The following is a 15,050-nucleotide window of genomic DNA, read 5'->3' on the forward strand; positions in this document are numbered from 1 at the left end:
TGCCGGATGGCGTAAACTTATCTGACCTACGGTAAACTGTAGACATGATAAGACGCGAAAGCGTCGCCATCAGGCATATTATTACCGTAATCCCCCCGTTGCCCGCAGAAGCAAATCGTTCAGCACCTGCTCAGACAATCTTAGTCCCCCCCGCGTATCAAGCATCATTTGGCACCAGGCCTGCGCCACTGGCGGAGAAGAATAACGCAACATCTGCGCCCCGCAACCGAGCAGGAAAAGCTGCTGTGTAATCTCCCTTCCCATCTCCTCGCTGGGTTTACGTAAACGCTGCTGGAGCTGACGTACCATTCGATCGTAATGTCGGTCTTGCCCTTTGACTTCCGCAAAGGCTTCACTGAGCATCTCGTATATGCCGGATTGTTTGGTCAGTACCCGCAATACATCAAGGCACATAATGTTGCCAGAGCCTTCCCAGATACTGTTTACCGGCATTTCACGATACAAACGCGGCAGCTCGCTCTCCTCGCAATAGCCAATCCCACCCAGCACTTCCATCGCTTCTGCCACAAATGGCATACCGCTTTTGCAAACGGAGAATTTCGCCGCTGGTGTGAACAATCTGGCCCACAGCGCTTCTTTAGCATCAGCACGGCGGTCCCAGGCCCGCGCCAGTCGAAACAGTAACGCCGTTTGACCTTCCAGTTGGAGCGCCATCCGACCTAACACTTGACGCATCATCGGCTGTTCAATCAATGGCTTGCCAAAGACCTGCCGCTGGTGCGCATGGTAAATCGCGACGGAAAAAGCACGCCGCATCATACCGTGACTACCGAGCGCACAGTCAAAACGCGTCATCCCCCCCATTTTCAGGATATGGCGTATACCTTCCCCTTCTTCACCCAATAGCCAGCCAATCGCATCGTGGAATTCAACCTCGCAGCTGGCGTTGGAGCGGTTGCCTAACTTATCTTTCAATCTCTCAAGACGGATAGCATTACGCTGCCCGTCAGGTAAAAATCGCGGCACAAAAAAGCAGGACAATCCTCCCTTAGCCTGGGCCAGCACTAAATGGGCATCGCTTTGCGGCACGGAGAAAAACCACTTATGTCCCACCAGCCGATACGAGCCGTCAGCAAGACGTTCTGCCTGAGTGGTATTGCTCAGCACATCTGAACCACCCTGTTTCTCAGTCATGCCCATGCCGATAAGCAGCCCACGCTTTTGCCTACCTGGCAGTAAATGCGAGTCATAACGGTCGCTTAGCAGCGGCGTAAGCCAGTCGTGAAAGGGGGCGGGTAACATCTGAAGTAACAGCGGCGTGGCGGCAAAAGTCATGGTCACCGGACACAACGTGCCAGCTTCCACCTGCGCATGCAGGATGAAACGGGCCGCCCGGGCAACAAATGTTCCCTGCCTCGCATCTTCTTCCCAGGCCAGATTATGTACGCGGTTGGCGCATAATCCCTGCATCAGCAAATGCCAGGCAGGATGAAAACGCACATCATCCAGCCGCTGCCCCTGCGGGTCGTAGCGCAACAGTTCAGGTGGAAAAGCATTGGCCAGACGGCCCAGTTCGAGCGACTCGGCAGTCCCTAGCTGCTGACCAATACTGGCGAGAAGATCGCTGTCCCAGCCAGCGCCTTCGCGGATAACCGCTTCGCACAGCGCGCCATCGGACAAATATAAGTTACTGTTATTGAGCGGTACAGGTTGGTTAAAAACGGTATGCGTTTGCCAGTGCATTGTGTCTCCCTCCGTCAATGGCCGTCGCTTTAAGTATGGTCAGAACCACATTATTCGCGACGGAGGGAGATCACAAAAGTACGGTTAGCCCGCAATATAATGAGGAATAAAACGAGAAGTATCTTTAGTGATCAAAGTATTATCCTCGCGGATCCCCATACCACAGGCTTCATCATCCACGATCCAACTGCCAATCAACGTGTAGCTGTCGCCAAAGCGCGGTAATGGCTGAAATGCCTGATAGATCATCGGTTCTTCCGCGTAATCACCCTCAGCATGCTCCACTATCTGCTGCTGACCATTAAAAATGGTGACGTTACCCCCCTCTCGAGAAAATATCGGTTTGCGTACATAGCTTTCACCAGCCGCAATTTGTGGCGTTTCACCGTCAAACCAGGCAGGCAGCAGGTTGGGATGGTTGGGAAAAAAATGCCACAGCAAAGGCATTAGCCCTTTATTGCTGAGCACACTCTTCCACAACGGCTCAACCCACTGTTCGCGGCGATGGCGCAGCAAGGGGCCATTCTCATCTCGCATCATCCACTCCAGGGGATAGAGCTTAAAGGCGCGACGAATGACGTTATCGTCAAGGTCAGTGAGAACGCCGCCAACGCCAAGACCCAGATCCTCCACGTAAATAAACCGTGATTCTTGCCCGGCCTGCTGCGCGCAATCCTGTAAATACAACACCGTGGTACGATCTTCGTCAGTATCTTCGCAGCAGCAAAAATAGAAGGGCTCTGAGCTATAAAGCTCAGCAAAACGGGAGATTAGCCGCTCCTGAATGGCGTTGTACTGGTCGGCGTCGCGTGTGATCACCCCGCTGCGACGCGCATCTTCCAGCCATAGCCACTGGAAATACGCTGACTCATAAAGCGACGTTGGCGTATCCGCGTTGTACTCCAGCAGCTTGACCGGGGCGTTATTTCCGCACCAGACAAAATCCATGCGGCCGTACAGGGAGGGATCGCGATTGCGCCAGCTTTCGGCAATAACGTCCCAGTACAGCGGCGGGATCGCCAGTTGCTGCATAATCTGTTCGTCGTTAACTGCTCGTTCGACGACATCCAGACACATCTGGTGCAGTTCCGCAGTGGGTTTTTCGATCTGCTCTTCCACTTGCCGGAGCGTAAAGCGGTATGCCCGGCTCTCATCCCAGTAAATCTCGTTATCGATAATATGAAAATCAAAGCCGTGATCGTAGGCGATCCGGTCCAAATCCTGGCGAACAGGGACATCATGTCGCAGCATCGTTAACCTCCCCAGTGGCCACGCGCGCTGGACGAACGCCCGTAGCCGCCGCGTGAAACCGTCGAGACTTTCTTCGTCGTATAACTATGGCTGGTTGCAGTATCATGTTTTCCACTACCGGAACGCCAACTGTAATCCCCGGAAGTCGTACGCCAGACCGGGCGCGAAGCATAGGAAGAACCGCCGCTGCTATAAACATATTGTTCGTCGCGATTTTTGCGAATGACGCGGCTGAGTAAAAAACCGGAGAATATCGGCACCCAGCTTTGATCGGTACTATCGAGATAGCAGTCGCCAAACTGCGTCTGACAGCTCTGCTTGTTCATTTGCTTTGGCAGACTGGAGTAGAACTCTGTTTTCGCATTGTTCCAGCCATCGGCACAAACGGTGGCGCTATTGCCATCGTCAATGCATTCACTCACTGCAGAGTAAAAAGTACCGTCACCATCATTATCGGTATTGCCGTCATCAGCACATCCTTTGAGGACAAAAAATGCCGCTCCGCCCATAATGGCCAGCGTCAGGTATTTTCCACTGTATCGGCTGCGTTTTTTTGCATAGGGGTTCGCCGGGCGCCCAATTCGCGTGATGGCAGAATGCCCTGGCACCCTGTTTTTGTTTCCAGATTTACGTTTTCTTGCCATGATCGTCCATTACCATGTCATGCAGGCGGCGTTAAAAATGCCCCCCGCCAGGGCAGCAGTCCCCATAAATAATCCCGCTGCAGTATTATGGTTAATAATTTTTTCACTCAGTGCCGGCATGTATATACGCACACCGCCGTAAATGACGAGTTGTATCACCAGCGCGATGCCGCCCCAGGCGAAATAATCCGGAATGCTGACGGCGTTAATTGCCGCGCTGGATAATGGAATAACGTAGCCCAGCAACGTGCCGCTAAAGGCCAGTGACGCTGCCGTATTATTATTTTTAATCAGTTGCCACTCGTTGTGCGGCGTGATTTTTGAGTATATAAACAGAAAAACGATCACCATGACCGCGCCAATAAAAAAATAGGCACAAAAAGCCAGTAATGAATCCAGTATGTGCATTGTGTAACCTTCCCTGAAATTAACCAATTACATTAAGTGATGTTAATGGAATATCTACACCCAGCGCCCGTGAGAATACCCACTCTGGCTCTCCCTGCTCATTAAACGACTCTTCACCGTTCAACAGCAGGTATTCCCATGTATCCTCTGTAACCTGTCGCTGATAGCCCATGGTAAAATTATGTACATTCCATATGGCATGCTGATGATTTTCTACTTTTTCCAGCATATAAACCGGCTCAATGTTCCCCGGTTCTTCCTCGTTAAAAAAGCGTTGCCAGCGCTCTTCCTGCCAGCTAAGCGCCGGAGTCCCTATTGCAGAAGGGCTAATGGCAGACTGCCAGTGTTTTTTCTTCGAAATCCCGTAACTTTCCGCATAAACAAAGAATTTGATATCGTCGATATCATCAATGTCTGAGCCGCCCGTGGTATTAATTTGCAGAAACTCTTCTCCGGAGGTGTAGTAGCGAAAAATCTGGCTTCCGCCGCCTATATCAATGTGGCTGGCGGCTGCAACGGTGTACTCCTCACCAGGCAATTCGATCAATAGTGACTCTTCAAGCAGACGAAATGCCAGCGTGTTAAGCGTAAAACCAGCATTCAGATGTAACCCTAACGGCCCGCGGGCTGGCGCAACAACAGCCTCTTTACCAAATAAACGCCGGATAAAACTCGTCATCATTTTCCCTCTATCTCCATCCATGCAATCTCTTTCGCCAGAATGCGGCTGTTACCTATCAAATGCAGCCACATACCGCCCTTTACCTCTGTCGAAATGACCGGATTTAATTCCATACCCCGACCATTTTTGCAGCTGCTAATACCCAAAACTGTGGCATCGTGGCGAAGCTTCATATAACGCATGAGATCGCCATAACGAATTGAAACGACCTCCTCAGGTATTGGCACGGCAAACCCTGTATCACCCAGCATGGGATTCATGATGGATGCGACCGACTGCGAAGACCCCGGATCCTGAATGGATCGAGAAAGCTGCTCAGCGGAGAGATTGCGCACAATTTCAATGCGTGGACAATGAACTTCCAGCAATCCTGCGTAACGCTCATCTTCCATATAAGCAACCACATGGCATTGTTCAGGAATCGAATCCGCCAGTGAAAGCGCGATGGTGAACGTGAGTTCATCTGTACAAGCAAATATGATCGCACTCTGGCAATTGCATAACCCCATACGAGCATGCTCTTGCGGGTCATTAAAATTACGTATACGAATGAAATCGACCCAGTTATTTCCCGACAAAGGATGCTGTATGTCATCGGATTCACACAGGAGCACCCGCTCAAAAACACGCCGGGTGTCATACAGCAGCAGCGATATCATTTTTTCCGTCTGGTGGCCTCGCCAGCCGACCACCAGCATATGGTTTCGCAAATGCCGATAATCTCCCATCCCCATCATTCCTTTTGCTAACATCCCTTGCACCAGGCCGATAACCTTTCCCATTAATGCGCCAAATAAACCAACGCTGACAGGAATTTGCCAGATCGCCGTAAAAATCCGGCCTGCCGCAGTTTGCGGACTGATGTCGCCAAAACCCAATGTTGAGCCGACGACTGAGCAGTAATAGATAAAATCGCTCAGACGACCCACCAGCGTTTCTTCACCCAGTAATCTCAGCACCAGGTAACAAAACAGGTACTGCCCAGCGAACAGGCCGAATAATGCAGGCCAGGTCAGTCTTGAAAGATGCCGTTGGCACGTTTTGATGACCCAGGTAAACAGCATTACTCGCCTTGCTGACGCTGCAGTCGTGCAAGTACATCCTGAGCCGAACTTTTATTGCTCGCCCCAATGCCGGCTTCGGCCAGCTTCTCATCCAGGTCACGCCCATCCGCAACCTTTTCCAGCTGCGCAGCGGCATCCAGACGGGCCTGACGCTCTGCCTGTCGCGTTTGCAAACGCTTGAGCGACTCTGCGGCTGTAGACACACTCGAAGACGCGCCTACGGTTGAGGTAGTCACTGCCTGCTGGGCGCGCTGCATCGCTTCCGTCGCCTTTACCACCTCAAGCTGCTGTTCAAACTGTGCAATCCGTTGTGCGGTTGCACTCACCGCTTTTTCAACGCCATCCCGCGACATTTCAATGTTAGCGAGTACTTGCTCTTCTGCAGCAATGACATTCTCTAAGCGGGCAATTTCTTCAGCAACTTCGTTGATCAGTGACGGGTTAGCGTTTTTACTCAGCGCTTCCAACACTCGTGTTTCCAGACTGGATTTACGCTCACGCAGATCGTTCAACTTGTCATTACTCAGCCTCACGCGCGCCAGCAGGTCTACTCGTGATTTTCCGGCTTTATCCAGCTCACCTTTCGCATCACGGATATGCTGCTCCAGCATGCGGACCCCCTGCGCTTCTTCAATTGACTCTTCCGCCTGAGAAAGCACGGACTTACCGAGGGTAAACAGGCTTTTTAAAATTCCCATAAATAGCGTTCCTTGTTATTCGTGAGTGTATTCTTCAGTGATTTCAGCCAGATCTAGCGCGTTTTCCGCAAGCGTAGTCATCTCCAGCACTACATCATCAAGTGATGAATTAAGCGAAAGTGCTCCAAATGCGACGTAATATTCATCCTGCTGAACGCGAGAAATCCCCACGGAAGACAGAGGAAGGAGTTTCTGATTACGTAATAAGAAAATATTGAATTCATTTTTCTGATTAATACTGCAGACAGGACAAATAACTGTTTCAATAATTATCTGGCGGGATGTGAATAAAATACCGAGTGATAAATCACCATAATCATTCATTTTGATAATTAATGATTGCTCGTTATATTCAATATCTATATTTAATTCAGGAAGAGTTTGTACTGCTTCAGCAAGCAACTGCGGAGTCCATGCCATATATTATCCATATATAATTCAATTAGAAATAAATGAAATGAATATCATTTCCTACCCTTTATCATACTCGTTTAAAATAAAAAAAAGCCACCCGAATCCGGGTGACTTTGTCTGAAAAATAAGTTTAGCCGCGCTGGCGGACGGCTTCAAACAGGCAGATGCCCGTCGCAACTGAAACGTTCAATGACGAAACGCTCCCTGCCATCGGGATGCTGATCAGTTCGTCACAGTGTTCGCGGGTCAGACGGCGCATACCTTCACCCTCTGCGCCCATCACCAGCGCCAGACGACCGGTCATTTTGCTCTGATAGAGAGTATGGTCGGCTTCACCTGCGGTTCCGACGATCCAGATATTCTCTTCCTGCAGCATACGCATGGTGCGCGCCAGGTTGGTCACGCGGATCAGCGGTACGCTTTCTGCCGCACCACAGGCCACTTTTTTCGCCGTCGCATTCAACTGTGCGGAACGATCCTTCGGTACGATTACAGCATGTACGCCAGCGGCATCGGCGCTACGCAGGCATGCGCCCAGGTTATGCGGATCGGTGACGCCATCGAGGATCAAAAAGAACGGCTGATCGAGCGTAGCAATCAGATCCGGCAGATCGTTTTCCTGATACTGACGGCCCGGCTTCACGCGAGCAATAATCCCCTGATGTACCGCACCCTCGCTTTTCTCATCCAGAAACTGACGGTTAGCCAGTTGAATGACAACACCCTGTGCTTCCAGTGCGTGGATCAGCGGCAGCAGGCGTTTATCTTCACGACCTTTGAGAATAAAGACGTCCTGGAAGCGCTCAGGCGCACGTTCCAGCAGGGCCTGCACCGCATGGATGCCGTAAATCATTTCACTCATGAATGTACTCGTTAATAGTTTATGCGTAACGCCGGGCAACGCGAAGGTTGCCCGACTTACAGTCTATGGCTGTTATTGTGCGACTTTCTTTTTCGCCGCACGTTTAGCTTTAGTGGCGGCAGCAATTTTAAGCGTTTTTGCCGAGGGCTTTTTCGCTTTTTTATCGCCTTTCTTCTCAGCCGCATTCTTATCCGCCTGAGGTTTGGCTCTGCCTTTCTTCTCGCCGCGGAAAGCGCTGTCCGGCTCGAAATTCACCTTTTTGCCCATCTGACGACGTTTACCGGTATTTTTACCCGCATCGCCTTTTTTGGCTTTTTCGCGGGCGGTTTTACCTTCATTACGCGGCGCACGTTCGCTGGAGATCAAGCTGAAGTCGATCTTACGCTCGTCCATGTTGACTGCTTCCACGCGAACTTCCACGCGATCGCCCAGGCGATACATCTGGCCGCTGGATTCCCCCGTCAGGCGCTGCCCAACCTGGTCGAAACGATAGTAGTCGTTATCCAGAGAGGAGACATGCACCAGACCATCGATAAACAGTTCATCGAGACGGACAAAGAAACCAAATCCGGTCACGCTGGCAATCACGCCTTTGAAGACATTACCCACCTGGTCCAGCATGAAGTCGCACTTCAGCCAGTCAGAGACATCGCGCGTGGCTTCATCAGCACGGCGCTCGGCCATCGAACAGTGCTGACCCAGTTGCAGCATCTCTTCCATCGAATAATGGTAGCCACCGGTTTCCGTGGTGTTGCCCTTATGGCCCTGCTCCTGCGCCAGCAGATACTTAATCGCCCGGTGCAAGGAGAGATCCGGGTAACGACGGATCGGTGAAGTAAAGTGTGCATAAGATTGCAGCGCCAGACCAAAGTGACCACGGTTTTCCGGATCGTAAATCGCCTGCTTCATCGAACGCAGCAGCATGGTTTGCAGCATTTCTGCGTCAGGACGGTCAGCAATCGACTCCAGCAGTTCAGCGTAATCACGCGGCTCAGGTTTGTTGCCACCAGGCAGCTCCAGCCCCAGCTCTGCCAGGACGGAACGGAACGAGTTAATCGCTTCGGTCGTCGGCTTATCGTGAATACGGAACAGCGCTGGCTCTTTGGCTTTCTCAACGAATCGCGCCGCTGAGATGTTCGCCATGATCATGCACTCTTCAATCAGCTTGTGTGCGTCGTTACGCTGCGTCTGCTCGATACGCTCAATACGGCGTTCAGCATTGAAGATAAACTTCGCCTCTTCACTTTCAAACGAGATACCGCCACGCTCTTCACGGGCCTTATCCAGCACTTTGTAGAGGTTATGCAGCTCTTCAATGTGTTTAACCAACGGTGCGTACTGCTCACGCAGCTCCTGGTCGCCTTGCAGCATATGCCAGACCTTGGTGTAGGTCAGACGCGCATGGGAGCTCATGACCGCTTCGTAGAATTTAAAGCCAGTTAAGCGGCCTTTCGACGAAATGGTCATTTCACAGACCATACACAACCGGTCCACCTGCGGGTTGAGTGAACACAATCCGTTAGACAGCACTTCCGGCAGCATCGGAACTACCTGCGACGGGAAGTAAACGGATGTGCCACGGCTACGCGCTTCCTGGTCCAGCGGAGTCGGCGGGCGAACGTAATAGCTTACGTCAGCAATCGCCACCCATAAACGCCAACCACCGCCGCGTTTCTTCTCGCAATAAACCGCATCGTCGAAGTCGCGCGCATCTTCGCCATCGATAGTCACCAGCGGCAGATCGCGCAGATCGACACGTCCTACTTTCGCCTCTTCCGGCACTTCTTCTTTCAGTCCGGAGACCTGTTTCTCAACCGCCTGAGGCCAGATATATGGGATTTCATGAGTACGCAGGGCCATATCCACGGCCATGCTGGTTCCCATGTTATCGCCCAGCACTTCAACAATTTTGCCCACCGCTTTGGTGCGGCGAGTTGGACGCTGGGTCAGTTCAACGACGACCACAAAGCCCATACGAGCGCCCATTACCTCTTCCGGCGGGATCAGAATATCGAAGCTCAGGCGGCTGTCGTCTGGGACGACAAACCCAACACCAGCGTCGGTGAAGTAGCGACCGACAATCTGGCTGGTTTTCGGCACCAGTACGCGCACAATTCGCGCTTCGCGGCGACCTTTACGGTCCGCGCCCAGCGGCTGCGCCAGCACCTGATCGCCATGAATGCAGGTTTTCATCTGCTCGCTGGACAGATACAGGTCATCTTTGCGGCCTTCAACGCGCAGAAAGCCGTAGCCATCACGGTGGCCAATAACGGTACCTTTCAGCAGGTCGAGACGTTCCGGCAGCGCATAGCACTGACGACGGGTGAAGACCAGTTGTCCGTCACGCTCCATCGCGCGCAGGCGACGACGCAGCGCTTCTTGCTGCTCTTCACCTTCAATATTGAGTTCAGCGGCCAGCTCATCGCGGTTGGCCGGCTTTTCACGTTTAGTTAAATGTTCGAGGATAAATTCCCGGCTCGGGATAGGATTCGCGTATTTTTCTGCTTCGCGTTCCTGGAAAGGATCTTGTGACATGTCGGTTCCTCCGTCATCATCGCTGCTGGCGGGAGTCGTTACTCCACCAGCAATAATTTATAAAGCGGTTGATTCTTTTCAACCAAATCAGCAAGTGTGTAGTTGTCCAGTTCCGTGAGAAAACTTTGCACTGCTTTAGAAAGCGCCTGTTTAAGTCGACAGGCCGGGGTAATATGGCAAAACTCGCTGCTACAGTTGACCAACGATAAGGGTTCCAGCTCGCGAACCACATCACCAATACCAATATCCTTAGCGGGTTTACCCAGGCGGATACCGCCATTTTTTCCTCGAATAGCAGTAACAAAGCCCGCCCGGCTAAGTTGATTGATTATTTTGACCATATGATTACGGGACACGCCGTAGACTTCTGTCACCTCAGAAATACTGGTCATACGTCCTTCGGGAAGCGACGCCATGTAGATTAGCGCACGTAATCCGTAATCGGTGAAACTTGTTAACTGCACATCAACCTCAGGAAAAGGGATAAAACGGATATACCTGGTAGTATTAATTACATTGATGATAAACCAGCCACCAGCCAGGTCGCTAATTTATTTCAGTTCGGGAAGGAAAAAAGCGAGGAACTTACGTGATTTTAAGCCGGATTCTGATGCAAAGCACCTTATCCGGCCTAAATTAGTGCAAGCGCAGCGCCGTTTGACGCTACGCTATAACCAGAATTATGCGTCGAACGGGTCGCGCAGGATCATGGTTTCAGTACGGTCTGGGCCAGTTGAGATAATATCAATCGGCACACCGGTCAGTTCTTCAATACGCTTGATGTAGTTCAGCGCTGCCTGCGGCAGACCGCTACGTTCCTTCACGCCGAAGGTGGATTCAGACCAACCCGGCATGGTTTCGTAAATCGGCTCGATACCTTTCCAGTCGTCAGCTGCCAGCGGAGTAGTCGTTACTTCGCGGCCATCCGGCATACGGTAAGCAACACAGATTTTCACCTCTTTCAAACCGTCCAGTACGTCCAGTTTGGTCAGGCAGAAGCCAGACAGGGAGTTAATCTGTACTGCACGGCGTACAGCAACGGAATCCAGCCAACCGGTACGACGACGACGACCGGTGGTCGCGCCATACTCGTTACCTTGTTTGCACAGGAACTCGCCAACGTCATCAAACAGCTCAGTCGGGAACGGACCCGCACCTACACGAGTAGAGTAAGCTTTGATGATACCCAGAACGTAGTCCACATAACGTGGGCCCAGGCCGGAGCCGGTTGCCACGCCACCTGCGGTGGTGTTGGAGGACGTTACGTACGGATAGGTACCGTGGTCGATATCCAGCAGCGTACCCTGCGCACCTTCAAACATGACGAAATCGCCACGCTTACGCGCCTGGTCCAGCAGATCGGAAACATCAACAACCATTGAGGTCAGGATGTCGGCGATAGCCATCACATCATCCAGCACTTTCTGGTAGTCAACTGCTTCAACTTTATAGAAATTCACCAGCTGGAAGTTGTGATATTCCATCACTTCTTTCAGTTTTTCAGCGAAAGTTGCTTTATCAAACAGATCGCCAACACGCAGACCGCGACGAGCTACTTTGTCTTCATAAGCCGGACCGATACCACGACCGGTAGTACCGATCGCTTTCTCGCCACGCGCTTTCTCACGAGCGTTATCCAACGCAACGTGATAATCAAGGATCAGCGGACAAGCTTCAGACAGCAGCAGGCGCTCGCGAACCGGGATACCACGATCTTCCAGTCCTTTCATTTCTTTCATCAGCGCGGACGGAGACAGAACAACACCGTTACCGATGATGCTGATTACGTTTTCGCGAAGAATGCCTGATGGAATAAGATGGAGGACGGTTTTTTCACCGTTGATTACGAGAGTATGGCCTGCGTTGTGACCACCCTGGTAGCGCACAACATATTTAGCCCGTTCAGTCAGAAGATCGACGATCTTCCCTTTACCTTCGTCACCCCATTGGGTGCCCAGTACGACGACGTTGTTACCCATTTTTCAAAATCACCGTTTGCTTAAAAATGGATTCTACCACCGCTTTTTCAGATATACAGCACTTTTTGCATGCGAAAATCCGCAAATTAGTCTACTTATTGATCAGCCAATCGTTTTCCTCAACATGTAGTAGACCACAACGCCCGCAACCACAAGACCTCCACCAAAACGACGCAAAATATTTTCGGGAAGTTGCGCCATTGCAGAGATCATTTTCTTCCATGCGCTGGGATAAAGCATCGGACCCAGCCCTTCCAGCACCAAAACCAGCGCGAGCGCCAGCAAAATTGTTGAATTCATCCATCGCCCTTATATAAAAAGAAAACCACCGCATCCCTGGAGATGCCGGTGGTTTTGCTGCTTTAAAACCGCTGGAACGCGATTAGCGTGTCGCGGTATTTGGTGTCTTCATGTAGCGGAAGAAATCGCTGTCTGGGCTCATGACCATTACGTCCTGATTCCCTTCAAAGCTCTTCTCGTAAGCACGCAGGCTACGGATGAAGGCGTAGAAGTCCGGATCCTGACTGAACGCATCGGCAAACAGCTTAGCGGCTTCTGCATCGCCTTCACCGCGCATAATACGGCCCTGACGCTCAGATTCTGCCAGCGTTTTAGTGACTTCATAGTCAGCCGTTGCACGCAGTTTTTCCGCCTCTTCCTGGCCTTGTGAACGATGGCGACGCGCTACCGCTTCACGCTCAGCGCGCATACGGTTGTAGATAGCCTCGGACACTTCAGCAGGCAGGTTGATTTGCTTAATACGCACGTCAACAACTTCGATGCCCAATGCCGCCATACTGTTCGGGTTGATGACCGGTACTTTACCGTTCGTTTCAGCCTGAACACGTTCAGCCGCTTCGGCAATCGCGCTATCTGCTGCCGGAGTCGCCACTTCGTCTTCCGTGCCAGCAGAACCGGAGTTCAGCGCGTCACGAACTTCCAGGGTCAGACGACCGCGGGAATCGGTAACGATGTCCTTCACGTCCAGACGACCAATTTCAGAACGCAGACGGTCAGAGAACTTACGTTTCAGCAGGACTTCCGCCTGAGAAACATCGCCACCGCCCGTTGCCAGGTAGTAACGGCTAAAGTCACTGATGCGCCACTTGATGTAGGAGTCAACGATCAGGTCTTTCTTCTCTTTGGTAACAAAGCGATCGGCCTGGTTGTCCATGGTCTGAATACGCGCATCCAGCATCTTCACAGATTCAATAAACGGAATCTTGAAGTGCAGGCCAGGTGCTACGACCAGCGGCTTGTTTTCATCGTCACGCAGAACTTTACCAAAGCGCAGAGTAATACCGCGCTCGCCTTCTTTGACCACAAAGACAGACATGAACAGAACTACCAGAACGATGATGATAATCGCAATAACTGACTTACGCATCGTTATTCCCCCTGACGCTGGTAGTCGTTACGCTGCGCATTCGCGCGGCGTTGGTCCATAATATCGCCCTGACTGGTGGACGATGTGTTGCTTGCTCCAGTGCTGGAAGTCGTTGCTGGCGGCAGACGCAGCAGGTTTGAACTGCTGTCAGTCTTTGCTGCTGGCGCACTACCACCTTTCAGCATTTGATCCAGCGGCAGAACCATCAAATTGCTGCCTTTATCGTTAACCAGGACTTTGCGGGTATTGCTCAACACTTTTTCCATGGTTTCGATATACAGACGCTCGCGGGTAATTTGCGGTGCGGCTTTATATTCCGGCAGAATTTTTGCGAAGCGAGCCACTTCACCCTGTGCTTCCAGGATGGTTTGAGTCTTATACGCACGCGCTTCTTCCAGAATACGCTGCGCCTGACCGTTTGCACGCGGCTGAACTTCGTTGGTGTACGCTTCCGCTTCACGGATGTACTGCTGTTCGTTTTCACGTGCTGCGATAGCATCGTCAAACGCGGCTTTTACTTCTTCCGGCGGACGTGCAGCCTGGAAGTTGACGTCCAGCAGGGTGATACCCATGTTGTACGGACGGATCGTTTCTTCCAGTTCACGTTGGGTATCGCTACGAATAACGGTACGCCCTTCGGTCAGGATACGGTCCATGGTGTATTTACCGATAACCCCACGCAGGGCACTGTCGGTAGCCTGACGCAGACTGTCATCCGCGCTGGTTACGCTAAACAGGTAACGCTGCGGATCGGTCACGCGGTACTGTACGTTCATTTCGACGCGCACGACGTTTTCGTCAGAGGTCAGCATGACGCCGGATGCGGCAAGTTCACGCACGGCTTCAACGTTGACCGGTGTCACTTCGTCGACAAAGGTCGGTTTCCAGTTCAGACCCGGTTCAACCAAATGGCTGAATTTACCGAAGCGTGTCACCACGCCGCGTTCCGCTTCTTTAATGGTATAGAAACCGCTGGCCGCCCAGATAATGACGATAGCGGCCGCTGCGATAGTAAAGACTCGACCGCCCAGTTGCGGACGCGGGCCTTGCGATGAACTACCGCCGCCAGAGCCAGTACCTTTACCGCCACCCAGACCACCGAGCTTTTTACTCAGTTTGCGGAAGATATCGTCCAGATCGGGAGGTCCCTGCTCGCGACCACCTTTGTTTCCATTTCCCTCAGGGTTGCCGCCAGGTTTGCTGCTTCCCCAGGGGTCGCGGTCTTGTCCGTTATTACCGGGCTGATTCCACGCCATTTTTGTGCTCCATATTTGTTATGCGATGCTATACCTGCGTCTTTTGCGCTGCCGTTGCGTTGGCTGGGTCCCTCAACGCCAGTCACATAGTTGACTATGCTCCTGGAGATTTCAGGACTTGCCGCCTTCCTGCCGCACAAAATCCACAAGGTATAGAGGCGAAAAA

Annotated in this window: 15 protein-coding genes; all 15 read right to left on the minus strand. The window is 51.9% G+C overall.

What is annotated here, in order from left to right; translation table 11 throughout:
• Window positions 1-81: 81 nt before the first annotated feature.
• Window positions 82-1,704, minus strand: a complete 1,623-nt coding sequence (locus tag SK38_RS15240) for an isovaleryl-CoA dehydrogenase (protein WP_048236280.1) — start codon at window positions 1,702-1,704, stop codon at window positions 82-84.
• An 84-nt stretch (window positions 1,705-1,788) separates the two neighbouring features.
• Window positions 1,789-2,955 (minus strand): glutathionylspermidine synthase family protein, encoded by a 1,167-nt coding sequence (locus SK38_RS15245; protein ID WP_048215083.1) that lies wholly within the window; start codon window positions 2,953-2,955, stop codon window positions 1,789-1,791.
• Window positions 2,956-2,957: 2 nt separating this feature from the next.
• Window positions 2,958-3,599 carry a DUF1190 domain-containing protein gene (locus SK38_RS15250; RefSeq protein ID WP_048215084.1) on the minus strand — a complete coding sequence of 214 codons (642 nt, stop codon included), beginning with the start codon at window positions 3,597-3,599 and terminating at the stop codon, window positions 2,958-2,960.
• A gap of 9 nt (window positions 3,600-3,608) precedes the next feature.
• Window positions 3,609-4,007, minus strand: a complete 399-nt coding sequence (locus SK38_RS15255; RefSeq protein ID WP_048236282.1) for a DUF350 domain-containing protein — start codon at window positions 4,005-4,007, stop codon at window positions 3,609-3,611.
• Window positions 4,008-4,026: 19 nt separating this feature from the next.
• A complete protein-coding gene (locus SK38_RS15260) occupies window positions 4,027-4,710 on the minus strand; it encodes a DUF2491 family protein (protein ID WP_156183261.1) in 684 nt (227 codons plus the stop codon).
• The gene (locus tag SK38_RS15265; RefSeq protein ID WP_048236285.1) at window positions 4,686-5,753 is read right to left on the minus strand and encodes a potassium channel family protein; all 1,068 of its coding nucleotides are present in this window, start codon (window positions 5,751-5,753) and stop codon (window positions 4,686-4,688) included. Before SK38_RS15265 ends, SK38_RS15260 begins: the two co-directional genes overlap by 25 nt.
• Window positions 5,753-6,451: a PspA/IM30 family protein gene (locus SK38_RS15270; RefSeq protein ID WP_048236287.1), complete on the minus strand. Its 699-nt coding sequence runs from the start codon at window positions 6,449-6,451 to the stop codon at window positions 5,753-5,755. The genes SK38_RS15265 and SK38_RS15270 overlap by 1 nt, the downstream gene beginning before the upstream one ends.
• A gap of 15 nt (window positions 6,452-6,466) precedes the next feature.
• Window positions 6,467-6,871, minus strand: a complete 405-nt coding sequence (locus SK38_RS15275; RefSeq protein ID WP_048215087.1) for a YjfI family protein — start codon at window positions 6,869-6,871, stop codon at window positions 6,467-6,469.
• 124 nt (window positions 6,872-6,995) lie between these two features.
• Window positions 6,996-7,727 carry a 23S rRNA (guanosine(2251)-2'-O)-methyltransferase RlmB gene (rlmB, locus tag SK38_RS15280; RefSeq protein ID WP_003830482.1) on the minus strand — a complete coding sequence of 244 codons (732 nt, stop codon included), beginning with the start codon at window positions 7,725-7,727 and terminating at the stop codon, window positions 6,996-6,998.
• Window positions 7,728-7,799: 72 nt separating this feature from the next.
• Window positions 7,800-10,262 (minus strand): ribonuclease R, encoded by a 2,463-nt coding sequence (gene rnr, locus SK38_RS15285; protein WP_048236288.1) that lies wholly within the window; start codon window positions 10,260-10,262, stop codon window positions 7,800-7,802.
• Between the two features lie 38 nt (window positions 10,263-10,300).
• Complete coding sequence (gene nsrR, locus SK38_RS15290) at window positions 10,301-10,726, minus strand: nitric oxide-sensing transcriptional repressor NsrR (RefSeq protein WP_003830485.1); 426 nt, start codon at window positions 10,724-10,726, stop codon at window positions 10,301-10,303.
• Window positions 10,727-10,942: 216 nt separating this feature from the next.
• Entirely contained in the window at window positions 10,943-12,241 is a 1,299-nt protein-coding gene (gene purA, locus SK38_RS15295) for an adenylosuccinate synthase (protein ID WP_003025606.1), read from the minus strand.
• A 102-nt stretch (window positions 12,242-12,343) separates the two neighbouring features.
• Window positions 12,344-12,541: a DUF2065 domain-containing protein gene (locus tag SK38_RS15300; RefSeq protein ID WP_003025602.1), complete on the minus strand. Its 198-nt coding sequence runs from the start codon at window positions 12,539-12,541 to the stop codon at window positions 12,344-12,346.
• Between the two features lie 82 nt (window positions 12,542-12,623).
• Window positions 12,624-13,628 (minus strand): protease modulator HflC, encoded by a 1,005-nt coding sequence (gene hflC, locus SK38_RS15305; protein ID WP_003830491.1) that lies wholly within the window; start codon window positions 13,626-13,628, stop codon window positions 12,624-12,626.
• Window positions 13,629-13,630: 2 nt separating this feature from the next.
• A complete protein-coding gene (gene hflK / locus SK38_RS15310) occupies window positions 13,631-14,884 on the minus strand; it encodes an FtsH protease activity modulator HflK (RefSeq protein ID WP_008786005.1) in 1,254 nt (417 codons plus the stop codon).
• Between the last annotated feature and the right edge of the window lie 166 nt (window positions 14,885-15,050).

It is taken from the genome of Citrobacter sp. MGH110, assembly GCF_001037515.1.
GTDB lineage: Bacteria > Pseudomonadota > Gammaproteobacteria > Enterobacterales > Enterobacteriaceae > Citrobacter > Citrobacter portucalensis.

Coding starts and splice junctions, on each gene's coding strand:
- SK38_RS15275 (WP_048215087.1), bottom strand. CDS start 6,871: ATGGCATGGACTCCGCAGTTGCTTGCTGAAGCAGTACAAACTCTTCCT.
- SK38_RS15250 (WP_048215084.1), bottom strand. CDS start 3,599: ATGGCAAGAAAACGTAAATCTGGAAACAAAAACAGGGTGCCAGGGCAT.
- rlmB (WP_003830482.1), bottom strand. CDS start 7,727: ATGAGTGAAATGATTTACGGCATCCATGCGGTGCAGGCCCTGCTGGAA.
- SK38_RS15265 (WP_048236285.1), bottom strand. CDS start 5,753: ATGCTGTTTACCTGGGTCATCAAAACGTGCCAACGGCATCTTTCAAGA.
- SK38_RS15240 (WP_048236280.1), bottom strand. CDS start 1,704: ATGCACTGGCAAACGCATACCGTTTTTAACCAACCTGTACCGCTCAAT.
- SK38_RS15300 (WP_003025602.1), bottom strand. CDS start 12,541: ATGAATTCAACAATTTTGCTGGCGCTCGCGCTGGTTTTGGTGCTGGAA.
- SK38_RS15270 (WP_048236287.1), bottom strand. CDS start 6,451: ATGGGAATTTTAAAAAGCCTGTTTACCCTCGGTAAGTCCGTGCTTTCT.
- SK38_RS15245 (WP_048215083.1), bottom strand. CDS start 2,955: ATGCTGCGACATGATGTCCCTGTTCGCCAGGATTTGGACCGGATCGCC.
- hflC (WP_003830491.1), bottom strand. CDS start 13,628: ATGCGTAAGTCAGTTATTGCGATTATCATCATCGTTCTGGTAGTTCTG.
- purA (WP_003025606.1), bottom strand. CDS start 12,241: ATGGGTAACAACGTCGTCGTACTGGGCACCCAATGGGGTGACGAAGGT.
- rnr (WP_048236288.1), bottom strand. CDS start 10,262: ATGTCACAAGATCCTTTCCAGGAACGCGAAGCAGAAAAATACGCGAAT.
- SK38_RS15255 (WP_048236282.1), bottom strand. CDS start 4,007: ATGCACATACTGGATTCATTACTGGCTTTTTGTGCCTATTTTTTTATT.
- SK38_RS15260 (WP_156183261.1), bottom strand. CDS start 4,710: ATGGATGGAGATAGAGGGAAAATGATGACGAGTTTTATCCGGCGTTTA.
- hflK (WP_008786005.1), bottom strand. CDS start 14,884: ATGGCGTGGAATCAGCCCGGTAATAACGGACAAGACCGCGACCCCTGG.